The organism is Xanthomonas sp. LMG 12461 (assembly GCF_009192935.1).
GTDB classification, from domain to species: Bacteria; Pseudomonadota; Gammaproteobacteria; order Xanthomonadales; family Xanthomonadaceae; genus Xanthomonas_A; species Xanthomonas_A sontii.
The window spans coordinates 37,887-63,030 of sequence record NZ_NQYT01000049.1 but is presented as its reverse complement, the minus strand read 5'-3'; the positions used below and the strand labels follow the sequence as shown (position 1 = coordinate 63,030).

Here is a 25,144-nt window from a genome sequence, read left to right as displayed (position 1 = left end):
CCGGCTCTAGAACCTGCCGGCGGTCCGCCGCGCGCCGTGCGCGCAGGCCGGCGGGATGACGCGTGCCCATGATGGGGCGCGCCGTCACGGCACAGCAAGGATGAGGGGATGGCCGAGTTCCTGAACGTCGCACTGGGATTTCCCACGTTGCCGTACAGCATCCTGTTGGCATTTTCCGCGCTCTACTGGGCGCTGGCCGCCTTCGGCATCGGCGACCATGCCGCGCCCGACGGGCATCTGCATGTCGACGGCGCCGACCATGGCCTGCACGGCGTGTCCGCCGTCTTCGCGCGGCTGGGCCTGGGCGGTGCGCCGGTGATGCTGGTGGTGGCGCTGCTGTCGTTCTGGGGCTGGCTCGGCACCTATTTCGTCCATCTGTTCCTGCTGCAGTCCCTGCCGGCCGGCCTGCGCTGGGGCATCGGCAGCGGCGTGGCGCTGTTGGCCCTGCTGCCTGCGCTGCCGCTGACCTCCTGGATGCTGCGGCCGCTGCGCCGGCTGTTGCTGCGGCTGCGGCCGGTGGCGCAGACGTCGTTGCTCGGCAAGGTCGGCGTCGTCGCCTCGCCGCGTGCCGACGCGGACTCCGGCTACGCCGCCGTCGACGATGGCGGCGCCGGCCTGGTCCTGCAGGTGCGTGCCCAGGCCGGCCAGGTCTATCCGCGCGGCGAGCGCGTGGTGCTGGTCGACTACGTGCAGGCGCACAACCACTATCTGATCGCCCGCGAGCAGGATCTGCCGGGTTTGCCGTTTCCACACAGCCTGATTGCGGGCGATAAGGAGATCCACCGATGAGTTTTGCGACGATGGCGCCGTTTCTGATCGGCGTCGGCATCCTGCTGGTGCTGCTGCTGGGGCTGGCCGGCCTGTTCCGCGCGTTCTACCGCAAGGTGGATCAGGGCGTAGCGCTGATCGTCAACGACATGAGCGCCACGCCCAAGGTGCACTTCACCGGCGCGTTGATCGTGCCGGTGCTGTACCGCGCCGAGTTGATGCGGATCAGCCTGATCACCCTTCAGGTCGACCGCCGCGGCAAGGAAGGGCTGATCTGCCGCGACAACATGCGCGCCGACATCGCCGTGGCGTTCTACCTGCGGGTCAACGAGACCCAGGCCGACGTGCTGCGCGTGGCCAAGGCGATCGGCGCCGACCGCGCCTCGGACAAGGACGCGGTCGACGAACTGTTCAACGCCAAGTTCTCCGAGGCGCTCAAGACGGTGGGCAAGAAGTTCGAGTTCACCGAGCTGTTCGAGAAGCGTCAGGAGTTCCGCGACGAGATCATCGCGGTGATCGGCAACGACCTCAACGGCTACGTGCTCGAGGACGTGGCGATCGATTACCTGGAGCAGACGCCCAAGGCGCTGCTGGATCCGCACAACATCCTCGACGCCGAGGGCATCCGCAAGATCACCGAGCTCACCGGCACCCAGAACGTGGTCACCAACGAGCTGGAGCAGAACGCGAAGCTGGCGATCACCAAGAAGAACGTGGAGGCGCGCGAGGCGATGCTGGCGCTGGAGCGGCAGCAGGCCGAGGCCGAGGCGCGGCAGAAGCGCGAGGTCGACACGATCCGCGCGCGCGAGCAGGCCGAGACGCTGAAGGTGCAGGAGGAGCAGCGCCAGTTGGCGGAGAACGCGCGCATCGAGGCGCAGCAGCTGATCGACATCCGCGAGCAGAACCGCCTGCGCGAGGTCGAGGTGGCCGAACAGAACCGCCAGCGCGCGGTGGCCATCGAGGTCGAGCGGGTCGCGCGTGCGCGCCAGCTGGAGCAGGTCACCACCGATCGCGAGGTGCAGCTGCAGGGCGTGGAGCGCGACAAGGTGGTCGAGAACGGCAAGATGGACGTGGCCAACATCACCCGCGAGCGCATCGCCATCGACAAGACCGTGGCGCAGGAAGAGGAGCGGATCAAGGAAGTGCGTCAGGTCGCCGAGGCCGACCGGCTCAAGCAGGTCACGATCCTGGAAGCGGAGGCCAAGGCGCAGGAACTGCTGGTGCGCCAGGTCAAGGACGCGCAGGCGCGCGAGACCGCGGCCAAGCACCGCGCGGTCGAACTGACCACCCTGGCGCAGGCCGAACACGAGGCCGCCGGCAAGCAGGCCGAAGCCAAGAAGCTGCTCGCCGACGGCATCCGCGCCGAGAAGGCCGCGCCCGGTCTGGCCGACGCGCAGGTCAAGGAAGCCTCGGCGCTGGCGATCGAGAAGGTCGGTATCGCCGAGGCGCGGGTGATCGAGGCCAAGGCCGATGCCAGCCTCAAGCAGGGCAGCAACGAGGCGCGCGTGCTGGCCGAGACGCTGCAGGCCAAGGCGCAGGGCGAAGAGCAGATGGGCAAGGCCAAGGCCAGCGCCGCCGAGTCGATCGGCATGGCCGAGGCGGTGGTGGTGGAGAAGCGCCTGTTGGCCGAGGCCGACGGCCTGACCCGCAAGTTCGAGGCGATCGGCGCGCTCAGCGACAGCGCGCGCGGCCACGAGGAATTCCGGATGCTGCTCGACAACAGCCTCAAGCAGGCGCTGGCGTCGATCGAGGCCGGCAAGGAAGTGTCCAAGGAGAACGCCGAGGTCATCGCCAGCGCCCTGCGCAATGCCGACATCGACCTGGTCGGCGGCGACGGCGGCATGTTCGACAACCTCATCAAGGCGGTCTCGCTCGGCAAGTCGATCGAAGGCCTGGCCGACAAGAGCCCGATCGTGCAGGACCTGATGCAGCGCTATCTCGGCGTGCAGCGCGGCGCGGCGGCGCCGTCGCGGCTGGCGCCGGACGCGGCTGGCCAACTGCCCGTCGCCGAGCCTTGAGCGCGGCACTGGACTGAGTGCGCAGGCGGCGCGCGGCCGGCGACGGTGGCGCGTCGCCGCAACCCGTGGCGGGCGCGCGGCGCGATGCGCCGATCCCCCGCAAGCCGGCAGGAGCCGCGACGATGGCAACACCTCCCCAACCCCAGACCGATCCCCAGCCCGAGGGCGACGCGCCCAGCCAGGTCGACCAGGCGGTCGCCCAGGGCGGCGCCTACGACGTGCTGCGCAAGCGCTTGGTCGAGCAGGGCGCGCGGCTGCAGGACGCGGTCGAGGCGCTCAACCGGCAGCGCCTGCAGGAGTTCGGCGACAGCCGTCTCGAGGTGGACGGCCGCTTCCGCATCCGCACCGAGCACAATTGCGTCGGCCGCGACATCGTGCAGGTCGGGCCGGACCTGCTGCTGTTCGGCTACAACGTGTTCCTCGGGCTCAAGAACCAGACCCGCGTGCAGGACGTGTTCGGGCTGTACCGGCTGGTCGAGGGCGCTGACGGCTACGACGTCAGCCCGATCGACCTGGCCGGCAGCTTCCTCGGCCAGGCCGGCTTCGTGCACGACTTCGGCGAGCTGTACGCCTACTACAAGCACGCGCGGCTGCTGCAACTGATCGTCATCGGCGGCAAGCTGCTGGCGGCGTTCCAGATCGGCGAGCGCAGCAGCGACGTGCGCGTATTCCGCTGGGCGCAGGACAGCGACGGCGCGCTCACCTACATCGATGCGCGCGGCGAACGCGACATCGCGCTGCCGCCGCCGTTCGACTTCGAATGGACCCGCGCCACCCGCGAGATGGCGGTGAACGGGCGCCATTCGCATCTGAACATCCTCGATACCCTGTTCGTGGAGACCATCGGCGGCGATCTGACCATCAAGGTCGAGAACAACACCGAGACCGGACAGGGCATCTACAGCGAGCCGGTGGAGGACAAGACCCAGTCGCTGGACGATGCGCAGTTCGATTTCGCGCGGGTCGGCAGCCTGGTCCTGCTCAAGGTGCTGCCGTATCGCGAGACGCAGTGGCGCGGGCTGATCTACAACACGCTCAGCGGCCGCATCGTGCGCAACGACGCCATCGTGCAGGCCTGCGTGCAGCTGCCCGAGGACCACGGCATCATTTTTCCCGGCGGCTATTACCTGCAGAACGGCGATCACAAGGCGTTCGACGCGGCGATGGACGGGATGCAGTTCAAGCGCGCGATCCGCTCGCCCAACGGCGAGGACGTGCTGTACATCTTCTACGAGCGCGAGGGCGGCAAGTCCGCGCTGTTCGTCTACAACACCATCCGCCGCGCGCTGCAGAACCCGGTGTTCGGCCATGGTTACGCGTTGCTGCAGGACGGGCGCATGGTGCTGTTCCATGCCGAGGGCAGCGAGCCGACCCGGATCCATCCGATGCAGGTCTGGCAGACTCCCTTCAGCAGCGACGAGTTCGCCGCCAGGCGCCCGCCGAGCAATACCTTCCTCGGCCGCATCGGCAATGCCGAATTGGTGCGCGGCATCTCCAGCCTGTTCGGGCTGGCGCGCGCGATCGACCGCGACGAGGTGTCGGTGCAGCGCTACCAGTTGCTGGTGGAGGACGCGCGGCGCCTGTTCGACGCGCACCATTGGCTGGAGGACGCGCACTGCGGCGACCTGGCCGGCGTGCTGCGCGGCATCAGCGCCACCGGCGAGGCGGTGCTGGACGAATACGAAAAGGTGCTGTCGATCCGCCAGCAGTCCGACCAGGCGATGGCCGAGGCCACGGCCGCGCACAAGGCGCTGCTGGCGCGGTTGCAGCCGGAGAACTGGAGCAGCATCCAGGAGTTCGTCGAACCGCTCAACGCCATCGCCGCGCAGCGCGGCCATCTGCTGACCATCCGCGAGTACCGCTACATCGACACCGATGCGATCGATGCGATGGGCGCGACGCTGCAGCAGGCCCACGACACGGTCGGCGCCGCCACCGGGCGTTTCCTCGGCAGCGAAAGCGCGCTGGCGCCGTTGCACGCGCGCCTGGCCGAGCTGGACGCGGCGGCGCAGGCGGCGGCGACCGCGCGCGGGCTGTCCGAGCAGGTGCAGGCGATGCAGGCGATGTCGGCCGATCTGGACCTGCTGTCGGAATTGATGGCCGGGCTCAAGGTCGACGACGCCACCGAGCGCACCCGCGTGGTCGAGGCCCTGTCCGAAGTCTACGCGCGGCTCAACCAGGCGCGCGCGCGTGCCGAGCAGCGCCGCAAGAGCCTGGGTTCGGCCGAGACCGTGGCCCAGTTCGGTGCGCAGTTCGCGCTGTTCGGCCAGGCGATCACCAGCGCGCTGGCGCTGTCCTCCGATCCCGAGCGCGCCGACGAGCAACTGTCGCGGCTGATGGTGCAACTGGAGGAACTGGAGAGCCAGTTCGGCGAGCACGAGCAGTTCCTCGGCGACATCCTCAGCAAGCGCGAGGAACTGGTCGAGGCGTTCGAGACGCACAAGCAGGCCTTGCTCGACGACCGCCAGCGCAAGGCGCGCTCCTTGCTGGACGCGGCCTCGCGCATCCTCGACGGCCTGCCGCGGCGCACCGAGCGCTTCGCCAACGCCGACGAACTCAACGCCTTCTTCGCCGGCGACCCGCTGATTCTCAAGCTGCGCGAGCTGGCCGAGCGGCTGCGCGGCTACCGCGACAACGTCAAGGCCGACGACGTCGAGGCGCGGCTGAAGGGCGTGCGCGACCAGGCGGTGCGCGCGCTGCGCGACCGCAGCGAGCTGTTCGAGGCCGGCGGCAACGTGGTGCGGCTGGGTCCGCGGCACCGCTTCAGCGTCAACACGCAAGCATTGGACCTGACCCTGCTGCCGCGCGAGGACGGACTGGCGCTGCATCTGACCGGCACCGACTACCTGGAGCCGCTGCAGGACGCCGCGCTGGACGCCACCCGCGCCTACTGGCAGGTGGCGCTGGATTCGGAATCGCCCACGCTGTACCGCGGCGAATACCTGGCCGGGCGCATGCTGGAAGCGGCGCTGGCGGGCGAGGAGGGGCTGAGCCTGGATGCGCTGGCGCAACTGGCGGCCACGCCCGACGCGCTGGCGCGCAGCGTGCGCGACTTCGCCGCGCCGCGCTACCGCGAGGGCTACGAGCGCGGCATCCACGACCACGACGCCACGCGCATCCTGCAGGCGCTGCTGCCCTTGCAGCAGGCCGCGGGCACGCTGATGCACGCCCCGGCCGCGCGCGCGCTGGCGCTGGCGTTCTGGGCCGAACGCCAGCGCGAGGAGGAGGTGGCCGCGTGGGTCGCGCGCCAGGCCGGCGTCGATGCGATCGCGCGCCTGTTCGGCGCGCGCGACGGCCGCGACGCGCTGCAGGCCGAGATGGCGCAGGCCATGCAGCGCTTCGCCGAGGACGCAGGGCTTGCGTTCGATGCCGCCCAGGCGCGGGCGGCCGCCGCCTACCTGGCGGCCGAACTGGCGCAGGGCGAACCGACTTTTCCGTTCAGCCGGCATGCGCGGGAACTGCTCGATGCGCTGCATGCGCGGCTGGCCGAGGCCGGGCTGCGCGAGCAGTTCGAGCAAGGCCTGGAACGCGTGCGCGGCAAGCTCGGCGCTGCCTGGACGCAGGCCAGCCAGTGGGTGCAGGGCCTGTGCCACGATCCGCGCTTCGCGGTCCACGCCGGCTACGCGCCCGAGGCGGTGGCGATCGCGCTGCTGGCGCCGCGGCTGCGCAGCCGCGCCAGCGAGGTGGCGTTGATGGCCACGGTGGAGGGCCTGCTCGGCGAACATCCGCGTATCGAAGGCGGGCGCCTGCGCCTGGCCATCGACGATTTCCTGGCGCGCCTGCGCCACCACGAGCAGGTGTTCGTGCCCGGCTTCCGCCAGTACCAGGCACTGCGCCAGCAGGTCATCGCCCGCGAGCGCGAGCAGTTGCGCCTGTCCGAGTTCAAGCCGCGGCCGCTGTCCTCGTTCGTGCGCAACAAGCTGATCAATGAGGTCTACCTGGGCGTGATCGGCGACAACCTGGCCAAGCAGATGGGCACGGTCGGCGAGAACAAGCGCAGCGACCTGATGGGCATGCTGATGCTGATCTCGCCGCCCGGCTACGGCAAGACCACGCTGATGGAGTACGTCGCCAGCCGGCTCGGCCTGGTCTTCATGAAGATCAATGGTCCCGCGCTGGGCCACGCGGTGCGCTCGCTGGATCCGGCGCAGGCGCCGGACGCCACCGCGCGACAGGAATTGCTCAAGCTCAATCTCGCGCTGGAGATGGGCAACAACACCATGCTGTACGTCGACGACATCCAGCACACGCACCCGGAATTCCTGCAGAAGTTCATCTCGCTGTGCGACGGCACGCGCCGCATCGAGGGCGTGTGGAAGGGGCGCACGCGCACCTACGACATGCGCGGCAAGAAGTTCTGCGTGGTGATGGCCGGCAATCCGTACACCGAGTCGGGCGAGGTGTTCAAGATTCCGGACATGCTCGCCAACCGCGCCGACATCTACAACCTGGGCGACGTGCTCGGCGGCATGGAGGAGGCGTTCCTGCTCAGCTACATCGAGAACGCGCTCACCTCCAATCCGGTGCTCGCGCCGCTGGCCACGCGCGAGCTGGCGGACCTGTACCTGCTGGTGGATCGCGCGCGCGGCAAGGAGATCTCCAGCAACGCGCTCAGCCATGCCTACAGCGGCGCGGAGATCAACGAGATCGTGGCCACGCTGCAGCGCCTGCTGCGCGTGCGCGAGGTGGTGTACAAGGTCAACCAGCAGTACATCGCCAGCGCCGCGCAGGACGATCGCTACCGCACCGAGCCGCCGTTCCGGCTGCAGGGCAGCTACCGCAACATGAACAAGCTGGCGGAGAAGGTCTCGCCGGTGATGAACGAGGCCGAGTTGCAGCAGCTGATCTCCGACCACTACCTGGGCGAGGCGCAACTGCTGACCAGCGGCGCCGAGGAGAACCTGCTCAAGCTGGCCGAGTTGCGCGGCGCGATGGGCGCCGAGGAACAGGCGCGCTGGGACCAGATCAAGCGCGACTTCCTGCGCAACAAGGCGATGGGCGCCGACGAGGCCGATGTCGGCGGGCGCATGGTGGCGCAGTTGGCGGACATCGCAGGCGGCCTGCAGGGGCTGCGTGCCGAGCCGAGTCCGGAACCGGCACGCTGGGAGCAACTTCTTGCGCTGCTGCGGCAGGTGCTGGCCGAACGCGAGCGCGAAGCGCCGCCCGCCACGCCCGTGGCCACGCCGGCCGCGCCTGCGCAGACGGAAGCATCGGTCACGCCCGCGCTGCAGCCCTTGCTGGACGCACTCGCGCGCTCGCACGAGGGCCAGGCGCAGGCCGGGCAGGCGCTGACCGCGCTGGCAGAGGCGCTGCGCGCGTCGTTGCGCGAGCCGTCCGCGCCGGAAGCGGAGCCGCGCGTGCGGCGGCCGCGCACGCTGGCCGAACGCCAGCTCGACGAAGCGCTGGCGCGGCATTTCTATGGCGACGCGGGCGCCGCGCGCAGCGACGATCCCGAACCCGGCCCGGTGTGAGCGCGCGCGCCGCTCCTGCGCTGCCCGAGCCGCCGGTGTCGCCGCCCGCGGCGAACGACGCGCAGGCCGCGTCCGGCTACGCGGCGCCGCTGCTGGAGGCGGTCGCACAGGCGCTGGCCGCGCGCGCCGCCGCGCCGGACGCCGGCGCGGCACTGGTGCAGGAGCTGGAGCGCATCCAGCACGCACTGCAGGCGCGCGATCCGCGGCGGATCCGCCGCGACAGCAGCCTGCTCGGCCGTCTGCTCGGCCGCGACCTGGAGCGCCAGGCCGAGGCCGAGACCCTGCAGGCGCAACTGGGCGTGGTCCTGCTGCGCGCCGATGCGCATGCCCAGGCGCTGCGGCACGCGGGCCAGGCCTATGCCGAAAGCGCCGGCGTCGCCGAGGCCGGCATGGCCGCGCTCGAGCGCTGGATCGCCGCGGCGCCGACGCCCGACCCGGCGTTGGCGCAGGCCTGGAACCAGCGACTCGACCACTTGCGCCGCCTCGCCGCCGCCTGGCGCCTGGAAGCGGCGCAATGGCGGTTGCTGCAACAGCAGGGCGAGGACCTGCTGCAACGCTACAGGAACATCCGCGACGTGCTGCTGCCGGCCTGGCGCCAAGCCGCCGTCACGCCGCAGGCAGCGCAGGGCAGGGACCACGTGGCCCGCGCCGCACAGGCGCAGCAACACATCCTGGCCGAACTGCAGGCCATGCGGGCTAGACTGCGCTGAGCCTGCGCCGCCGCCGCGAATCGCTATCGAAGGAGAACCATGATGACCCAGGAACACCCGCTGACGCCGCAGAGCCTGCCGCTGCAACCAGACGAAGCCGAGCTCAAGGCGCTCGGCCTGGTGCCGGACGATCGTGCGCAGATCGCGGCGCTGGCGCAGGGCCTGCGCGAACTCACGCCCGGCAGCCTGCACCTGTTCGGCACCGAGGTCGCCGCGCAGACCGCCGCGTTCTCCAGCCAGTTGCTGGATCAGGTCCGCAACCGCGACCTGGAGGCCAGCGGCGACAAGCTCGGCGAAGTGGTGCGGATCGCGCGCGCGCTCAAGCTCGACCAGCTCGGCGAGCGCTCGCGGGTGCCGCTGATCGGCGGCCTGATCGATCGCCTGCGCGCGTCCAAGGACGAACTGGTGCAGAAGTTCAGCGACACCAACCGGCAGATCGAACAACTGCTGCGCGACGTCGGCACGCAGCAGGCCAACCTCGGCCAGCGCGTGGGCGAATTCGACCGCATGCACCAGATGGTGCAGGCCGAGCGCCGCGAACTGGGCCTGCACGTCGCTGCCGGCAAGCTGCGCCTGGCCGAACTGCAGCAACAGCACCTGGCGCTGGCGGGCCAGGACGATCCGCAGGCGCGCGGCCAGCGCGCCGAGATCGACACCGCCCTGCGCCTGCTCGACAAGCGCGTCGGCGACCTGCAGGTGATGCAGCACGCGGCCGAGCAGGCGCTGCCGATGATCCGGCTGATCCAGGCCAACGCGCTGCAACTGATCGAGAAGTTCAACACCGTCCGCGACATCACCATCCCGTCGTGGAAGCGCCAGTTCGCGATCCAGCTGTCGCTGCACGAGCAGCAGAACGCGGCGGCGCTGTCCAACGCCATCGACGATGCCACCAACGACATCATGCGCCGCAACGCCGACCTGCTGCGGCAGGCCTCGGTGGACACGGCGCGCGCCAACCAACGCGCGGTGATCGACATGGACACGCTGCGCCACGTGCACGAGCAACTGATCGCCACGGTGGAGGAGGTGCGCGAGATCCACCGCGACGGCATGCAGCAGCGGCGCGCCGCCGAGGTCGAGCTGAGCCGGCTGCGCGACGACCTGCAGCGGCGCCTGGCCGCGCCGGCGCAGCCGGGCTGACGCGCGCGCCCGCCGATGGGCGCTCGACGCCCCACCCACCCATGTAGAGCGGCTTCAGCCGCGACAGACACCTCCACTCCCGCGCACGCCAGGCGTCGCGGCCAAGCGTCCTGTACAGCGCGGTTGCGCCGCGAATTGCCAGCGAACAGGCCAGGCAATACGCCTAGCCGCGATCCTCCCGCAACTCGCCGGCCAACCACCCGGCCAACGCCTCCACCCGTGGATCCTGCTGCTCCCGCCGCGCGCACAGCGCCCACTGCCCGCCGGTGTCGACGAAGCCCCACGGCGCCAGCAGGCGGCCATTGGCCAGGTCGTCGGCGACCAGCGGCTGCGGCGCGATCGCCACGCCGATTCCGGCCAGCGCCGCCTCCAGCAGGTAGTACAGGTGCTCGAAGCCGGTGCCGTAGCGCAACTGTGCCGGCGCCAGGCCTTGCGCCTCGGCCCAGGCCGGCCAGGCCTGCGGGCGCGACACCGTATGCAGCAGTGGCAGTCCCTGCAGTGCCGCCGGCGCGGCCGCGGTCAGGGCCGGTGCCTGCGGCAGGGCCGGGCTGAGTACCGGGCCGATCCGCTCCGGCGCCAGCACGCGCACCTGCCAGTCCGCCGGCCATGGCGCCTGGCCCAGCAGCAGCGCCGCATCCAGGCCGTCCAGGTCGGCGGCGAAGTCGCCCTCGTGCGCGGACAGGTGCAGGGTCAGCGCCGGCAGGTCGCGCTGCAGCGCCTGCAGCCGCGGAATCATCCAGCGGGCGAGGATGCTGCCGGGGCAGCCCAGCACCAGCGCGGCCGGGCGCGATGGGCGGCGCAACTCCGCCACCGCGTCCTGCAACTGCGCGAAGGCGCTGCCGGCGGCCTCGCACAGGTGCGTGCCGGCGGCGGTCGGGCGGATGCCGCGGCCGTCGCGCTGCAGCAGCGGCAGCCCCAGTTCCTGCTCCAGCAGCCGCACCTGACGGCTCACCGCGCCATGGGTGACATGCAGTTCCGCCGCCGCGGCGCCGACGCTGCGCAGCCGCGCGGCGGCCTCGAACGCACGCAGGGCGTTGAGCGAGGGCAGGCGGCGCAGGCTGGTCATGTGAGTTTTCCTGACAGGTCGTGTCAGACTTTATCGGTTTTTGTGCGTCGACGTGTGCTCTAAAGTGCAGGCCTGTCCTGTTGCCCCCGGTTGCGCCATGTCCTCTGTTCCCGTCAGCGACTTCCACGCCTATCCCGACGCCGCCGGCCATTTCGGCCGCTACGGCGGCCGTTTCGTCGCCGAGACCCTGATCGGCCCGCTGCAGGAACTGGCCGCCGCCTACGATGCCGCGCGCCAGGATCCGGCCTTCATCGCCGCCTACGACAAGGACCTGACCCATTACGTCGGCCGGCCCAGCCCGATCTACCACGCCGAGCGGCTCAGCCGCGAAGTGGGCGGCGCGCAGATCCTGCTCAAGCGCGAGGACCTGAACCACACTGGCGCGCACAAGATCAACAACACCATCGGCCAGGCGCTGCTGGCCAGCCGCATGGGCAAGACCCGCATCATCGCCGAGACCGGCGCCGGCCAGCACGGCGTGGCCAGCGCCACGGTGGCCGCGCGGCTGGGCCTGGAGTGCGTGGTGTACATGGGCGCCACCGACATCGAGCGGCAGAAGATCAACGTCTACCGGATGAAGCTGCTCGGCGCCACGGTGGTGCCGGTGCATTCCGGCTCGGCCACGCTCAAGGACGCGCTCAACGAGGCGATGCGCGATTGGGTGACCAACGTGCAGGACACCTTCTACATCATCGGCACCGTCGCCGGTCCCGATCCTTACCCGCGCATGGTGCGCGACTTCAACGCCATCGTCGGCCGCGAGGCGCGTGAGCAGATGCTGCGCGACTACGGCCGCCTGCCGGATGCGATCAGCGCCTGCGTCGGCGGCGGCAGCAACGCCATCGGCCTGTTCCATGCCTTCCTCAACGACGCTTCGGTGAAGATCTACGGCGCCGAGGCCGCCGGCGATGGCATCGGCAGCGGCCGCCACGCCGCCTCGATCGCCGCCGGCCGTCCCGGCGTGCTGCACGGCAACCGCACCTACGTGATCTGCGACGACGACGGGCAGATCGTCGAGACCCACTCCGTGTCCGCCGGCCTGGACTACCCGGGCGTGGGCCCGGAGCACGCGTTCCTGGCCGACAGCGGCCGCGCCATCTACCAGGGCATCACCGACGACGAAGCGCTGGCCGCGTTCCACCTGCTGGCGCATACCGAAGGCATCCTCGCCGCGCTGGAGTCCAGCCACGCCGTGGCGCAATCGATCAAGCTGGCGCGCGAATTGCCCAAGGACGCGCTGGTGCTGTGCAACCTGTCCGGCCGCGGCGACAAGGATGTGCACACCATCGCCGCGCGCGAGGGGCTGACGCTGTAACGCTTTACCCTTCTCCTTCGGGAGAAGATGGCGCGGAGCGCCGGATGCGGGTGCGGGCGCAGCCCCGGACTCACATTCCGCACCGCTTCGCCTCTTCCCCTCACCCCAATCCCTCTCCCGGTGGGAGAGGGGCGCATAGGTCCCCCATGAACCGCCTCGCCGATACCTTCGCCCGACTCGATACCCACGGCCGCAAGGCCCTGATTCCCTTCCTCACCGCCGGCGATCCGTCGCTGGAGGCGACCGTGCCGGCGATGCATGCGCTGGTCGAGGCCGGTGCCGACGTGATCGAGCTGGGCGTGCCGTTCTCCGACCCCATGGCCGATGGCCCGACTATCCAGCGCAGTTCCGAGCGCGCGCTGGCGCGCGGCGCAGGCCTGCGCTACGTGCTGGAGACGGTCAGCGCGTTCCGCCGCGACGACGCCACCACGCCGGTGGTGCTGATGGGCTACCTCAACCCGGTGGAGATCCACGGCACCGCGCGCTTCGCCGAGGAAGCGGTGGCGGCCGGCGTGGACGGCGTCCTGCTGGTCGACCTGCCGCCGGAGGAGTCGGCCGAGACCCTGACGGTCTTCGCCGACGCCGGCCTGGACCTGATCGTGCTGGCCTCGCCGACCACCAGCGACGCGCGCATCGACCTGTTGTGCGAGGCGGCGCGCGGCTACCTGTACTACGTCAGCTTCGCCGGCGTCACCGGCGCCGACCGGCTGGATACCCGTGCCGCCGGCGATCGCCTGCGCCAGTTGCGCGCGCGCTGCCCTGTGCCGGTGGTGGCCGGCTTCGGCATCAAGGACGCCGCCAGCGCCAAGGCCATGGCGGTCGATGCCGACGGCGTGGTGGTGGGCAGCGCGCTGGTCGCGGCGCTGGCCGAGGCCGGCAGCCCGCAGGCCGCGCGCGAGGCGGCCCTGGCGTTCCTGGTGCCGCTGCGGCAGGCGCTGGACGCGGGCTGAGCCACGCCCGGTGTGTGTGCGAACGCCCGCCTTGCGCGGGCGTTCGCGTTTTGCCGCAATGCCGCAAATGTGGTGCGTGCGGATCATACGGTACATGCATCGTTGGTCGGACGGCACGCGCCGTCGCTGGCCCCCGCTTGCGTGTCGACGGTGCGGGATGGCGGCGGCGATGCCGCACGTCCCGCGTTGCGCGGCCGCAGCAGGCGTCCTGGCGGCAGCCGCGCCGGTACCGGCCGGCCTGGCCGCTCCATGCGCCACCGTCTGCAGGCCACCGGGGGACCGAGTTAGACTGTCGCCCCTCTGCGGCTCTCGCGGCCGCCCAATGGATCGTCACATCGCATGAGTTGGCTCAGCAAATTGATGCCTTCGGGCATCCGCACCGACAGCACGCCCAGCAAGAAGCGCAGCGTTCCCGAAGGCTTGTGGGAGAAATGTCCCAACTGCAGCGCCGTGCTGTACCGGCCGGAGCTGGAGGAGAACCTGGAGGTGTGCCCGAAGTGCGGCCACCACATGGCGATCCGCGCGCGCGCGCGCCTGGCCGCGCTGTTCGACGCCGACACCGCGCCGACCGAGATCGGTGCGCGCCTGGGTCCGACCGACGCGCTCAAGTTCAAGGACCAGAAGAAGTACGGCGAGCGCATCAAGGCCTCACAGAAGAGCACCGGCGAATACGACGCGCTGGTGGCGATGCAGGGCCTGCTCAAGGGCCAGCCGCTGGTCGCGGCCTCGTTCGATTTCGCCTTCATGGGCGGCTCGATGGGCTCGGTGGTCGGCGAGCGCTTCGCCCTGGCCGCGGAGACCGCGCTGAAGATCGGCGCGCCGTTCGTGTGCTTCTCCGCCAGCGGCGGCGCACGCATGCAGGAAGGTCTGTTTTCGCTGATGCAGATGGCCAAGACCTCGGCCGCGCTCGGCCGCCTGCGGGAGGCCGGCCTGCCGTACGTGTCGGTGCTGACCCATCCCACCACCGGCGGCGTCTCGGCCAGCTTCGCCATGCTCGGCGACATCAACATCGCCGAGCCGTACGCACTGATCGGCTTCGCCGGCCCGCGCGTGATCGAGCAGACCGTGCGCGAGACCCTGCCGGAAGGCTTCCAGCGTTCGGAGTTCCTGCTCGAGCACGGCGCCATCGACCAGATCTGCGACCGCCGCGAACTGCGCGACCGCCTGTCCGAGCTGCTGGCGCTGATGATGCGGCAGCCGGCCCCGGCGAAAAGCGAGGCGGCATGACGGCCGGGAATCGGGAGTCGGGAATGGGGAATCGTGGTGTCGCGCGTGCGTCGCATCGCGCGGCAAGCCCATGCTTGTCGCGATCCCTGGACGTCTCCGGCTGTTCCCGATTCCCGATTCTCCATTCCCGATTCCCCAGCGCATGAGCCAACGCAAATACTTCGGCACCGACGGCATCCGCGGCCGGGTCGGGCAGGGGGCGATTTCCGCCGATTTCGTGATGCGCCTGGGCAATGCGCTGGGCCGCGTGCTGGTCGCCGGCGGCACCGCACGGCCGACCGTGGTGATCGGCAAGGACACGCGCATCTCCGGCTACATGTTCGAGTCGGCGCTGGAGGCCGGGCTGGTCGCGGCAGGCGCCAACGTGCAGTTGCTCGGGCCGATGCCGACTCCGGCGGTGGCGTTCCTCACGCGCACCCTCGGCGCCGATGCCGGCATCGTGATCAGCGCTTCGCACAATCCGCACTACGACAACGGCATCAAGTTCTTCTCCGCACACGGCGAGAAGCTCGACGACGCCACCGAGCAGGCGATCGAGGCCGCGCTGGACGCACCGTTCGCCACGGTCGAGTCCGAGCGGCTGGGCAAGGCGATGCGCGCGCGCGAGGCGATCGGCCGCTACATCGAGTTCTGCAAGGCCAGCGTGCCGCGCGGCTTCGACCTGCGCGGGCTGAAGCTGGTGCTGGACTGCGCGCACGGCGCGACCTACCACATCGCGCCGCTGCTGTTCCGCGAGCTGGGCGCGGAGGTGATCGCGATCGGCGCCGCGCCGGACGGGCTCAACATCAACGCCGGCGTCGGCTCGATGCACATCGACAACCTCGCCGCCAACGTGCGCGAGCATGGCGCGCACCTGGGCATCGCCTTCGACGGCGACGGCGACCGCGTGCTGATGGCCGACGACCAGGGCAACCCGGTCGACGGCGACGGTCTGCTGTACGTGCTGGCCTGCGGCTGGCAGGCCAGCGGCCGCCTGCACGGCCCGGTGGTCGGCACGTTGATGACCAACTATGGCCTGGAACGGGCGCTGGCCGCGTTGCAGGTGCCGTTCCTGCGCGCCAAGGTCGGCGACCGCTACGTGCACCAGGCACTGGTGGAACAGGGCGGGGTGCTCGGCGGCGAGGCCTCCGGGCACATGCTGTGCCTGGACCGCGCCACCACCGGCGACGCCATCGTCAGCGCGCTGCAGGTGCTGGAAGTGCTCAAGCGCTCGCGGCAGACCCTGCGCCAGGCGCTGGCCGGGCTGCAGAAGGTGCCGCAGCAGACGGTCAACGTGCGCCTGCAGCCGGGCGTGCGCCCGCTCGAGGCCGATTCCGTGAAGGCCGCGCTGGCCGCGGCGCAGGCGGCGGTGCAGGGGCGCGGGCGCGCCTTCCTGCGCGCCTCCGGCACCGAACCGGTGGTGCGGGTCACGGTCGAGGCCGACGATGCCGCGTTGATGCGGCAGACCCTCGACGCCCTGGCCGAGGCGGTCCGTGACGCGGCGTGAGTCGATCGCCATTGCCATCTTCGTGATCGTCGCCAAGGCGGTCACGTTCTACCTGCTGTATCGCCTGCTGCGCTGAGCGCGGCGTTTGCTTCCTCTCACGAGATGACGGTTCCTGCCATGACTGCGCGCATTCCCACCCTCGACATCACCCGTTTCGACACCGACCGCGAGGCCTTCGTCGCCGAGCTGGGCGCGGCCTACCGCGAGTGGGGCTTCGCCGGCATCCGCAACCACGGCATCGCCCAGGCGCAGATCGACGCGGCCTACGACGTGTTCAAGGCGTTCTTCGCCCTGCCCGAGGAGACCAAGCGCAAGTACCACCTGCCCGGCAGCGGCGGCGCGCGCGGCTATACCGCCTTCGGCGTGGAGACCGCCAAGGACTCCAAGCATTTCGACCTGAAGGAGTTCTGGCACATCGGCCGCGAGATTTCCGACGACTCCCCGTACCGCGCGGTGATGCCGCCGAACCTGTGGCCGAGCGAAGTGCCCGGCTTCCGCGCCCACGGCTACGGCCTGTACCAGGCGCTGGACCAGCTCGGCGCGCGCGTGCTGTCGGCACTGGCCCTGCATATCGGCCTGCCCGAGCATTACTTCGTCGACAAGACCGATTCGGGCAATTCGATCCTGCGCCCGATCCACTACCCGCCGATCACCGCCGACGACATCCCCAACGTGCGCGCCGGCGCCCACGAGGACATCAACCTGATCACCCTGCTGGTCGGCGCCAGCGCCGCCGGCCTGGAAGTGAAGTCCAAGCAGGGCGAGTGGGTGCCGTTCACCTCCGACGCCGACACCATCGTGGTCAACATCGGCGACATGCTGCAGCGCCTCACCAACCACGTGTACCCCTCGACCACCCACCGCGTGGTCAATCCCCCGGGCGAGCAGGCACGCCAGCCGCGCTACTCGGTGCCGTTCTTCCTGCACCCGAACCCGGACTTCGTGATCGACGTGCTGCCGTCGTGCGTGAGCGCCGACAACCCCAGCCGCTATCCCGAGCCGATCACCGCGCAGGGGTATCTGGAAGAGCGGTTGCGCGAGATCAAGCTGAAGTAAGTCGCGCCCGCAACGCTGCGTGCCGCCGCCGGGACGCCCGGCGGCCGGGACCGGCCTCAAGCCGGGTCCATTCACGGCCGATATCGCTTGCAGGTCGCCCTCGACGCGCCGTCCGGGAGGTCCGGGCGCTGCCAGCCGGGCCCGTAGCGAGGGTGCGATGACAAGGCGAACAGGATCGTTCTGGCGGCAGGGCCGCTGCCGTTGGCTTGCCGTGGTGCTCGCGATGGCGGCACTGCCTGCCGCGGCCACGCCGGTTACGGTGCTTGTGGCCGACGCCGCTGGTCCGCTGGCCGATGCCGTGGTCAGCCTGCAACCGGCCGCGCCGGCGCGCCCGGCCGCGCCGGCCTCGGCGACGGCGACGATGGATCAGGTCAACTCGCAGTTCGTGCCCGCAGTGCTGGCGGTGCAGGCCGGCAGTTGGGTGCGCTTTCCCAACAGCGACCAGATCCGCCACCAGGTCTATTCCTTCTCGCCCGCCAAGCGCTTCGAACTGCCGCTGTACCAAGGCAGCACCGCCAAGCCGGTGCGCTTCGAGCAGGCGGGTCTGGTCACGGTGGGCTGCAACATCCACGACTGGATGGTCGGCTACGTGGTGGTGCTGGACACCCCGTACTTCGCGGTGACCGGCGCCGACGCGCAGGTGCGGCTGGAAGTGCCGCCCGGCGCCTACGAACTGCGGGTGTGGCATCCGCGCCTGAGCGGCGCCGGCTACGCGCAACCGCTGCAGGTAGCGCGCGCGCCGCTGCGCCAGGCGGTGCAGTTGGCCACGCGCGGACCGGCGCCGGTCGTCCCGGAAGATCCGCGCATCCGCGCGCTGCAGGACAAGTTCCGCCGCAGCCAGACGGCGCCGACGCGATGAAGCCGTGGCGGTTGCACACCCGCATCGCCGCGCTGCTGGTGCTGGTGGTGCTGGCGGCCCAGGCGCTGACGTTCCTGGCCGTGCAGGTGGCGACCCGGCGCAGCGTCGCCGCGCAACTGGACGACGAACTGCGCACGGGCGAGCGCGTGTGGCAGCGCATCGATCAGCGCCGCGACGAGCAACTGCTGCAGGCCGCCTCGGTGCTGGCCGACGATTTCGGCTTCCGCGCCGCGGTGACCAGCGGCGACGTGCCGACCATGCAGTCGGCACTGCGCAACCACGCCGCGCGGGTGCGCGCGCCCAGCGCGCTGCTGCTGTCGGCCGACGGCCAATTCCTGGCCGGGCTGTCGGCGCTGCCGCAGGCGCAGCAACTGCGTGCGGTGCAGCCGCTGCTGCGGCAGGCGCAGCGCAACGGCAGTGCGGTCGGCATCGTGCTGCTGGACCGGCGCCTCATGCGTCTGGCGCTGGTGCAGGTGCTGGCGCCGCAACGGGTCGGCTGGGTCGCGATCGGCGGCGAATCCGGCGACGAGCTCGGCCAGGATTTCGTCGGCACCACCGGGCTGGACGCGACCTTCTTCACCACCCAGGGCGCACCGCAGGTGCTGGCCTCGACCCTGGATCCGCTGCGTGCCGCGCAGTTCCAGCAGCAACTGCGGCGCACGCCGCTGGCGCCGGCGGCCGCGCAGCCGCTGCAGTTGGGGCAGGCGCGCTACCTGCTGCGGGTGCGGCCGGCGTCCGATGACGGCCGGGTCATGGTCGCGCTGCAGGCCTCGCTGGACCGCGCCGACGCGCCGTACCGTCTGCTGAAGCTGCGCATCCTGATCCTGGCCGGCGTGGCCACGCTGGCCGCGCTGGTGGCGGCGATCTTCCTGGCGCGCGGGGTCAGCCGTCCGGTCGCGCAACTGGTCGCGGCGACGCGGCGTATCCAGCACGGCGACTACCAGGCGCTGCTGCCGTTGCACGCCGGTGCCGAACTGGCCGAACTGGCCAGCAGCTTCGGCGCCATGCAGCGCCGCATCGCCAGTCGCGAGCAGGACATCCTGCACCAGGCGCGGCACGATGCGCTGACCGGGATGCCCAACCGCACGGCGCTGCTGCAGCACCTGCAGTCCGTGGTCGAGGCCTGCCAGGCCGATGCCAGTTCCGCCGCGGTGCTGGTGCTGGACCTGGAGCGCTTCAAGGAACTCAACGACAGCTTCGGCCACGATTTCGCCGACCAGGTGCTGGTCCATACCGGGCGCCGGCTGGAGCAGGCGGTGCGCGCGCCGGACCGGGTCGGCCGGCTCGGCAGCGACGAATTCATGGTGGTGCTGGCGCACGCCGATGCCGCCGCGGTGGAGGCCTATGCCGACGAGCTGCTGGCGCAACTGCGGCACCCGCTGAGCCTGCCGCAGGCGCGGATCCTGGCCGACGCCAGCATCGGCATCGCGCTGATTCCCGCGCATGGCGCCGATGCCGATACCCTGTTGCGCCGCGCCGACATCGCCCGCCAGCAGGCGCGGCAACACGGCGGCGGCGCATCCGTGTACCGCGACGGGCAGGACGAGCAGCATCTGCGCCGCCTGCGCCTGACCGGCGACCTGCGCCAGGCGATCGCGCGCGGCGAGATGTCGCTGCGCTTCCAGCCGAAGATCTGCCTGGCGCGCGGCGCGGTCGAACAAGTGGAGGTGCTGCTGCGTTGGCGGCATCCGCTGCTCGGCCCGATCGGGCCGGACGAGTTCATTGCGTTGGCCGAGCACTCCGGCGCGATCCAGCAACTCACCCAGTTCGTGCTCGACGAGGCGATGCGCCTGCAGGCGCAGTGGCGCGGCCAGGGCCTGGATCTGGGCCTGGCGGTGAACCTGTCGGCGCTGGATCTCAACGATCCGGGGCTGCCGGCGTTCGTCAGCGGCTGCCTGGCGCGGCACGGCCTGGCCGCGCCGCGGCTGACTTTGGAACTGACCGAAAGCGCGCTGATGCGCGACGTCGAGCACGCCCTGCACATGCTGCAGCAGCTGCGCCGCTGCGGCGTACGCCTGTCCATCGACGACTTCGGCACCGGCTATTCGTCGCTGGCGCAGCTCAAGCGCATGCCGGTGCACGAACTGAAGATCGACAAGAGCTTCGTGTTGCAATTGGCCGCGGGCAGCGACGACGCGGTGATCGTGCGCAGTACCATCGACCTGGGCCACCACATGGGCTTGCAGGTGGTCGCCGAGGGCGTCGAGCACGCCGCCGCGGAGGCCTTGCTGCGCAGCTACGGCTGCGACGTGGCGCAGGGCTATCTGTACGCGCCGCCGCTGGATGCGCCGGCGCTGCTGGCCTGGTGCGCGCGCCGCGCGGCGGCCGGCGCGGCCACGCCGGCCCTGACCGAGGAGGCGCCCCGATGACCCGACCCCGCTCTCCACGACGCGCGCTGCTGGCGGCCGCGGCCTTGCTGCCGGGGCTGGCATGCGCCGGGCAGGGGCGGCTGTTGGCCACCGGCGGCGCCTCCAGCGTGGAAGGCAGCGGCGGTGGCGGCATCGTGCCGTGGGCGGCCCTGTCCGGCTACGGCACGCGCGATCAGGACGGCGCGGTGCTGTTCGCCACGCACGTGGACAGCGGCGATTACCGGCTGGACGTGCAGGGGGCGGCGCTGACCCTGGGCAACCGCCTGGAGCTGTCGCTGGCGCGGCAGCGCCTGGACCTGGGCACGTTGCAGCGGCGGCTGGCGCTGCCGTGGCATGCGCTCGGTCAGGACGTGGTCGGCGCCAAGCTGCGGCTGGGCGGCGACCTGATCTACGGCGCCGCGCCGCAGGTGGCGCTGGGGGTGCAATACAAGCGGCTGCGCGACGTCGCCTTGCCGTTGGCGATCGGCGCGCGCGCCGACCATGGCACCGACATCTATCTCAGCGCCGCCAAGCTGTGGCTGGACGCGGCCGGTGGCTACCAGTTGCTGGTCAACGGCACCCTGCGCGCCACCCGCGCCAACCAGACCGGGCTGCTCGGGTTCGGCGGCGATCGCGGCAATACCTACCGGCTGGTGGCCGAGGCCAGCGTCGCGGTGGTGCTCGACCCGTCCTGGGTGCTGGGCCTGGAATACCGGCAGAAACCGGACAACCTCGGATTCGCCCGCGAGGACGCCTGGGCGGATGCGTTCGTGGCATGGTTCCCGAACAAGCGCGTGTCCGTGGTCGGCGCCTGGGCCGACCTCGGGGACGTCGCCACCCTGCGCGACCAGCGCGGGCCCTATCTCTCCCTGCAGGTGGCGTTCTGACATGGCCAGGCCGATGCGCGTCCTGATCCCGATTCTGCTGGCGACGGCCGCGCTGCTGGCCGGCTGCGCCAGCGCCCCGCGGCCGCCGCGCACGCTGTACGCCGACCTGGGCGGCCAGCCCGGCATCGAGGCGCTGGTGGAGACGCTGCTGTCGCGCATCGCCGACGACCCGCGCATCGTCCAGCACTTCGCCCGGGTCAACATCGTGATGCTGGACCAGCGCCTGGTGCAGAAGTTCTGCCACCTCAGCGACGGGCCATGCGCCGACACCGCCAAGCCGATGAAGCAGGCGCACCAGCATCTGCCGATCCACGAGGCGGACTTCAACGCGTTGGTCGAGGACCTAGTGTGGGCAATGGACCAGCGCGGCATCCAGCGCCGCGTGCAGAACCGGTTGCTGGCCAGGCTGGCGCCGCTACACGGCGATATCGTCAACCAGCCCTAGCGGCCTGCCGCGCGGCGCGATACCCGGACCCCGCTCGCAGGACCGGCAGGTCGCGGGCTATTCCACCGACCTGATCCGATGCGAGCCGCGCCCCATCATCCGCAGCAGCAGGGCATTGGGCAGTAGTGCCGTCAGGCCGAGCAGGGCGCGGTAGACCGCGCCGGGGACCACCCGGACCTTGCCGCGTTCGGCGCCGTCGATGCCGGCGCGGGCCACCGCGGCGGTCTGCAGCCAGAGCCAGCGCGGCAGGGCGTTCATCTGTTCGCGGGTGCCGGTGACGTCGTGGAACTCGGACCAGGTGAAGCCGGGGCATAGCGCGCAGACGCCGACGCCGCGGTCGGCGTTCTCCAGCGCCAGCGATTCGCTGAAGCGCAGCATGAAGCTCTTCGCCGCCGCGTACAGGGTATGGCCGTCCGCGCCGGGCACCAGGGCGGCGAACGAGGCGACGTTGAGGATGCGGCCGTGGCCGCTGGCGCGCAGCGCCGGCAGCAGCCGCCAGGTCAGTTCGCACACGGCGCCGACCATCACCTGCAGGAACGCCGCGTGCACCGCCCAGTCCTGGGCGATGTAGCGGCCGGGCACGCCGTAACCGGCGTTGTTGACCAGGATCCGCACCGCCAGACCGCGCCGTTCGATCTCGGCCACCAGCGCGGCTGGTGCGGCCGGATCGGCCAGGTCGGCGACCAGCACCTCCACCGGCACCCGCGGCCGCAGTTCGGCGGCCAGCGCCTGCAACTGCGTCTCGCGGCGCGCGGTCAGGATCAGCGGCACGCCGCGGCGGGCGTATTCGCGGGCGATCTCGCGGCCGATGCCGCTGGAGGCGCCGGTGATCAGGGCGTAGCCGGGAAGCTGGGTCATGACGGTCTCTGGGCGTGGAGCGGGCGGCGTGGCGCAGGGCGGGGCAGGGGCGATGCCTGCCCTTGGCGGCGCATCGGCTATCCTCTCGGCACTTTTTCGCCGGAGATGCGCCGATGCGACGCAAGATCGTAGCCGGAAACTGGAAATTGCATGGCACCCGCCACTTCGCCGCCGACCTGGTACGGGAGATCGTCGCCGGGCTGCACGAGGCCGAGCACGACGTGGAGGTGGTGATCCTGCCGCCGCTGCCGTACCTGGGCGACCTGATCGAGCATTTCGAGGACCGGCTGCTGCGCTTCGGCGCGCAGGACGTCAGCAGCAACGAGAAGGGCGCCTACACCGGCGAGGTGTCGGCGGCGATGCTGGTGGACGTGGGCGCCGACTATGGCCTGGTCGGGCATTCGGAGCGGCGCCAGTACCATCAGGAGAGCAGCGAGCTGGTCGCGCGCAAGTTCGCCGCCGCCCTGCACGCCGGGCTGGTCCCGATCCTGTGCGTGGGCGAGACCCTGGAGCAGCGCGAGGCCGGGCGCACCGAGGCGGTCATCGCCGCGCAGCTGGCGCCGGTGCTGGACCTGGTCGGCGCCGAGGGCTTCGCCCGCGCGGTGGTGGCCTACGAGCCGGTCTGGGCGATCGGTACCGGCCGCACCGCCAGCCCGGCGCAGGCGCAGGCGGTGCACGCGTTCATCCGTGGCGAAGTGGCGGCGCGCGATGCTAGAATCGCGGATTCGTTGCCGATCCTGTATGGCGGCAGCGTCAAGCCCGACAACGCCGCCGAGCTGTTCGCGCAGCCGGATGTCGATGGCGGGCTGGTGGGCGGCGCCTCGCTGGTCGCCGCGGAATTCCTGGCCATCGTGCGAGCGGCGGCCACCTGTTGAGCGAACGGCCGCCGCTGGCGGCCGTTCGTCCCCCAAGTCGTACTGTCCGGACGGATTTCGAAATGCTGATGGTCATCCTCAATGTGGTCTACGTGCTGGTGGCGATCGCGATGATCGCGCTGATCCTGATGCAACGCGGCGCCGGTGCGGCGGCGGGTTCCGGGTTCGGCGCCGGCGCGTCCGGCACCGTGTTCGGATCGCGCGGCGCGTCCAACTTCCTGTCCAAGTCGACCAAGTGGCTGGCAGTGGTGTTCTTCGCCATCAGCCTGTTCATGGCCTGGTACGCCGGCCACAGCGCGCGTCCGGCCGACGCCAATCTGGGCGTGATGTCGCAGTCGGCCACCCCGGCGCCGGCTGCGCCGGCCGGCGAACTGCAGGTCCCGCAGGCGCCGTCGGCCGCCGCCACGGCTCCGGCTGCCCCCGCCGCCGCCCCGACCGCCCAGCAGGCGCCGGAAAAAGCGCAAGAAAAGTCGCCTGCCCCGTCGCAGAAAGACTGAAGGCGGTTACAATATGCTGCGCGGCGGGATTGCCGCGCAGGTTTTACGCAAGCCCAGGTGGCGGAATTGGTAGACGCACTACCTTGAGGTGGTAGCGACTTAGGTCGTAGGGGTTCGAGTCCCCTCTTGGGCACCATTGTTTGGCTACGGTTTCTGCGCGAAGGCATCACGCCCTCGCACGGAGAATCGTCTATCCCATGCCTGCGCGGCACGCGTGCGGGCACAGGCAAGAGAGAATCGCGAGTGCTGGCCGAATATTTGCCGACCCTGCTGTTTCTGATCGTGGCCACCGGTATCGGCGTCGCGCTGATGCTGGTGGGACGGTTCCTCGGTCCCCGGCGTCCCGACCTGAAGAAGCTCTCGCCGTACGAGTGCGGCTTCGAGGCCTTCGAGGACGCGCGCATGAAGTTCGATGTGCGCTACTACCTGATCGCCATCCAGTTCATCGTCTTCGATCTGGAAATCATCTTCATCGTGCCGTGGACGCAGGTGTTCATGGGCCTGGGCGCTCGCTCCCTGGTCACCATGGGACTGTTCGTCGGCATGCTGTTCCTCGGTTTTGTTTACGTGTGGAAGAAGGGAGCGCTGGAATGGGAGTGATTCAGACCCTGGATCGCCTGATGACCAACCCGATCCCGGAAGGGCGGGTGGACGACATCCTGCGTCCCGAAGGCGAAAACCCGCTGCTGGAAAAGGGCTACGTCACCACCAGCGTCGATGCGCTGCTGAACTGGGCGCGCACCGGCTCGATGTGGCCGATGACCTTCGGCCTGGCCTGCTGCGCGGTCGAGATGATGCACGCCGGCGCCGCGCGCCTGGACCTGGACCGCTACGGCGTGGTGTTCCGCCCGTCGCCGCGCCAGTCCGACGTGATGATCGTCGCCGGCACCCTGGTCAACAAGATGGCCCCGGCGCTGCGCAAGGTCTACGACCAGATGCCGGACCCGAAGTGGGTCATCTCGATGGGCAGCTGCGCCAACGGCGGCGGCTACTACCATTACTCGTATTCGGTGGTGCGCGGCTGCGACCGCATCGTGCCGGTGGACGTCTACGTCCCCGGTTGCCCGCCGACCGCCGAGGCCCTGGTCTACGGCATCCTGCAGTTGCAGAAGAAGATCTGGCGAACCCAGACCATCGCGCGCTGATTTCCTCTTTCCTCGAGAGCACG

Annotated in this window: 20 protein-coding genes and 1 tRNA gene; 19 read left to right on the top strand and 2 right to left on the bottom strand. The window is 70.6% G+C overall.

The annotated features are described in order from the left end of the window. Nucleotides 1-108 precede the first annotated feature (108 nt). From CEK68_RS13480 to CEK68_RS13460, 5 genes are all read left to right on the top strand, one after another. The gene (locus tag CEK68_RS13480) at nt 109-789 is read left to right on the top strand and encodes a DUF1449 family protein (protein ID WP_017910723.1); all 681 of its coding nucleotides are present in this window, start codon (nt 109-111) and stop codon (nt 787-789) included. Next, nucleotides 786-2,786 carry a hypothetical protein gene (locus CEK68_RS13475; protein WP_026143208.1) on the top strand — a complete coding sequence of 667 codons (2,001 nt, stop codon included), beginning with the start codon at nt 786-788 and terminating at the stop codon, nt 2,784-2,786. Before CEK68_RS13480 ends, CEK68_RS13475 begins: the two co-directional genes overlap by 4 nt. A gap of 122 nt (nt 2,787-2,908) precedes the next feature. After that, on the top strand, nt 2,909-8,257 hold the full coding sequence (locus CEK68_RS13470; RefSeq protein WP_152239675.1) for a DNA repair ATPase: 5,349 nt from the start codon (nt 2,909-2,911) through the stop codon (nt 8,255-8,257). Next, nucleotides 8,254-8,967, top strand: coding sequence for a hypothetical protein (locus CEK68_RS13465; RefSeq protein ID WP_226977876.1), 714 nt, complete (start codon nt 8,254-8,256; stop codon nt 8,965-8,967). The genes CEK68_RS13470 and CEK68_RS13465 overlap by 4 nt, the downstream gene beginning before the upstream one ends. Before the next feature lie 42 nt (nt 8,968-9,009). Continuing rightward, a complete protein-coding gene (locus CEK68_RS13460; RefSeq protein ID WP_225851726.1) occupies nt 9,010-10,107 on the top strand; it encodes a toxic anion resistance protein in 1,098 nt (365 codons plus the stop codon). A 163-nt stretch (nt 10,108-10,270) separates the two neighbouring features. Here CEK68_RS13460 and CEK68_RS13455 read toward each other — a convergent pair whose 3' ends face one another. Beyond that, nucleotides 10,271-11,173 carry a LysR family transcriptional regulator gene (locus CEK68_RS13455; RefSeq protein ID WP_152239674.1) on the bottom strand — a complete coding sequence of 301 codons (903 nt, stop codon included), beginning with the start codon at nt 11,171-11,173 and terminating at the stop codon, nt 10,271-10,273. Between the two features lie 97 nt (nt 11,174-11,270). On the opposite strand from CEK68_RS13455, the gene trpB reads away from it, so the two are divergent. The 9 genes from trpB (at nt 11,271) to CEK68_RS13410 (ending at nt 21,746) form a co-directional block, all read left to right on the top strand. Continuing rightward, nucleotides 11,271-12,488, top strand: coding sequence for a tryptophan synthase subunit beta (gene trpB, locus CEK68_RS13450; RefSeq protein ID WP_150409858.1), 1,218 nt, complete (start codon nt 11,271-11,273; stop codon nt 12,486-12,488). Nucleotides 12,489-12,634: 146 nt separating this feature from the next. After that, nucleotides 12,635-13,438 carry a tryptophan synthase subunit alpha gene (gene trpA, locus CEK68_RS13445; protein ID WP_152239673.1) on the top strand — a complete coding sequence of 268 codons (804 nt, stop codon included), beginning with the start codon at nt 12,635-12,637 and terminating at the stop codon, nt 13,436-13,438. A gap of 339 nt (nt 13,439-13,777) precedes the next feature. After that, nucleotides 13,778-14,665, top strand: coding sequence for an acetyl-CoA carboxylase, carboxyltransferase subunit beta (accD, locus tag CEK68_RS13440; protein ID WP_017909810.1), 888 nt, complete (start codon nt 13,778-13,780; stop codon nt 14,663-14,665). A gap of 142 nt (nt 14,666-14,807) precedes the next feature. Then, a complete protein-coding gene (gene glmM / locus CEK68_RS13435; RefSeq protein WP_152239672.1) occupies nt 14,808-16,151 on the top strand; it encodes a phosphoglucosamine mutase in 1,344 nt (447 codons plus the stop codon). 117 nt (nt 16,152-16,268) lie between these two features. Then, a complete protein-coding gene (locus CEK68_RS13430; protein ID WP_152239671.1) occupies nt 16,269-17,207 on the top strand; it encodes a 2-oxoglutarate and iron-dependent oxygenase domain-containing protein in 939 nt (312 codons plus the stop codon). Nucleotides 17,208-17,430: 223 nt separating this feature from the next. Beyond that, nucleotides 17,431-18,066, top strand: coding sequence for a methylamine utilization protein (locus CEK68_RS13425; protein ID WP_152239670.1), 636 nt, complete (start codon nt 17,431-17,433; stop codon nt 18,064-18,066). After that, nucleotides 18,063-20,435: an EAL domain-containing protein gene (locus CEK68_RS13420; RefSeq protein WP_152239669.1), complete on the top strand. Its 2,373-nt coding sequence runs from the start codon at nt 18,063-18,065 to the stop codon at nt 20,433-20,435. Before CEK68_RS13425 ends, CEK68_RS13420 begins: the two co-directional genes overlap by 4 nt. Beyond that, on the top strand, nt 20,432-21,301 hold the full coding sequence (locus CEK68_RS13415) for a DUF3034 family protein (protein ID WP_152239668.1): 870 nt from the start codon (nt 20,432-20,434) through the stop codon (nt 21,299-21,301). The genes CEK68_RS13420 and CEK68_RS13415 overlap by 4 nt, the downstream gene beginning before the upstream one ends. A 1-nt stretch (nt 21,302) precedes the next feature. Continuing rightward, nucleotides 21,303-21,746 carry a group 1 truncated hemoglobin gene (locus tag CEK68_RS13410; RefSeq protein ID WP_043092572.1) on the top strand — a complete coding sequence of 148 codons (444 nt, stop codon included), beginning with the start codon at nt 21,303-21,305 and terminating at the stop codon, nt 21,744-21,746. A 57-nt stretch (nt 21,747-21,803) separates the two neighbouring features. On the opposite strand, the gene CEK68_RS13405 is transcribed toward CEK68_RS13410, so the two are convergent. Then, a complete protein-coding gene (locus CEK68_RS13405; protein WP_152239667.1) occupies nt 21,804-22,604 on the bottom strand; it encodes an SDR family NAD(P)-dependent oxidoreductase in 801 nt (266 codons plus the stop codon). A gap of 113 nt (nt 22,605-22,717) precedes the next feature. On the opposite strand from CEK68_RS13405, the gene tpiA reads away from it, so the two are divergent. From tpiA to CEK68_RS13380, 5 genes are all read left to right on the top strand, one after another. After that, the gene (gene tpiA, locus CEK68_RS13400) at nt 22,718-23,479 is read left to right on the top strand and encodes a triose-phosphate isomerase (RefSeq protein WP_152239666.1); all 762 of its coding nucleotides are present in this window, start codon (nt 22,718-22,720) and stop codon (nt 23,477-23,479) included. Nucleotides 23,480-23,541: 62 nt separating this feature from the next. Then, nucleotides 23,542-23,976 carry a preprotein translocase subunit SecG gene (gene secG, locus CEK68_RS13395; RefSeq protein ID WP_152239665.1) on the top strand — a complete coding sequence of 145 codons (435 nt, stop codon included), beginning with the start codon at nt 23,542-23,544 and terminating at the stop codon, nt 23,974-23,976. 51 nt (nt 23,977-24,027) lie between these two features. Beyond that, nucleotides 24,028-24,112, top strand: a tRNA-Leu gene (locus CEK68_RS13390). A 107-nt stretch (nt 24,113-24,219) separates the two neighbouring features. After that, nucleotides 24,220-24,576, top strand: a complete 357-nt coding sequence (locus CEK68_RS13385) for an NADH-quinone oxidoreductase subunit A (protein WP_152239697.1) — start codon at nt 24,220-24,222, stop codon at nt 24,574-24,576. Next, nucleotides 24,567-25,121 carry an NADH-quinone oxidoreductase subunit B gene (locus tag CEK68_RS13380; protein WP_010343006.1) on the top strand — a complete coding sequence of 185 codons (555 nt, stop codon included), beginning with the start codon at nt 24,567-24,569 and terminating at the stop codon, nt 25,119-25,121. Before CEK68_RS13385 ends, CEK68_RS13380 begins: the two co-directional genes overlap by 10 nt. Nucleotides 25,122-25,144: the final 23 nt, after the last annotated feature.

What these genes read in the sequence shown, in the direction of transcription:
- CEK68_RS13480 (WP_017910723.1), top strand. Translation starts at nt 109, where the DNA reads ATGGCCGAGTTCCTGAACGTCGCACTGGGATTTCCCACGTTGCCGTAC.
- CEK68_RS13475 (WP_026143208.1), top strand. Translation starts at nt 786, where the DNA reads ATGAGTTTTGCGACGATGGCGCCGTTTCTGATCGGCGTCGGCATCCTG.
- CEK68_RS13470 (WP_152239675.1), top strand. Translation starts at nt 2,909, where the DNA reads ATGGCAACACCTCCCCAACCCCAGACCGATCCCCAGCCCGAGGGCGAC.
- CEK68_RS13460 (WP_225851726.1), top strand. Translation starts at nt 9,010, where the DNA reads ATGACCCAGGAACACCCGCTGACGCCGCAGAGCCTGCCGCTGCAACCA.
- CEK68_RS13455 (WP_152239674.1), bottom strand. Translation starts at nt 11,173, where the DNA reads ATGACCAGCCTGCGCCGCCTGCCCTCGCTCAACGCCCTGCGTGCGTTC.
- trpB (WP_150409858.1), top strand. Translation starts at nt 11,271, where the DNA reads ATGTCCTCTGTTCCCGTCAGCGACTTCCACGCCTATCCCGACGCCGCC.
- trpA (WP_152239673.1), top strand. Translation starts at nt 12,635, where the DNA reads ATGAACCGCCTCGCCGATACCTTCGCCCGACTCGATACCCACGGCCGC.
- accD (WP_017909810.1), top strand. Translation starts at nt 13,778, where the DNA reads ATGAGTTGGCTCAGCAAATTGATGCCTTCGGGCATCCGCACCGACAGC.
- glmM (WP_152239672.1), top strand. Translation starts at nt 14,808, where the DNA reads ATGAGCCAACGCAAATACTTCGGCACCGACGGCATCCGCGGCCGGGTC.
- CEK68_RS13430 (WP_152239671.1), top strand. Translation starts at nt 16,269, where the DNA reads ATGACTGCGCGCATTCCCACCCTCGACATCACCCGTTTCGACACCGAC.
- CEK68_RS13425 (WP_152239670.1), top strand. Translation starts at nt 17,431, where the DNA reads ATGGCGGCACTGCCTGCCGCGGCCACGCCGGTTACGGTGCTTGTGGCC.
- CEK68_RS13420 (WP_152239669.1), top strand. Translation starts at nt 18,063, where the DNA reads ATGAAGCCGTGGCGGTTGCACACCCGCATCGCCGCGCTGCTGGTGCTG.
- CEK68_RS13415 (WP_152239668.1), top strand. Translation starts at nt 20,432, where the DNA reads ATGACCCGACCCCGCTCTCCACGACGCGCGCTGCTGGCGGCCGCGGCC.
- CEK68_RS13410 (WP_043092572.1), top strand. Translation starts at nt 21,303, where the DNA reads ATGGCCAGGCCGATGCGCGTCCTGATCCCGATTCTGCTGGCGACGGCC.
- CEK68_RS13405 (WP_152239667.1), bottom strand. Translation starts at nt 22,604, where the DNA reads ATGACCCAGCTTCCCGGCTACGCCCTGATCACCGGCGCCTCCAGCGGC.
- tpiA (WP_152239666.1), top strand. Translation starts at nt 22,718, where the DNA reads ATGCGACGCAAGATCGTAGCCGGAAACTGGAAATTGCATGGCACCCGC.
- secG (WP_152239665.1), top strand. Translation starts at nt 23,542, where the DNA reads ATGCTGATGGTCATCCTCAATGTGGTCTACGTGCTGGTGGCGATCGCG.
- CEK68_RS13380 (WP_010343006.1), top strand. Translation starts at nt 24,567, where the DNA reads ATGGGAGTGATTCAGACCCTGGATCGCCTGATGACCAACCCGATCCCG.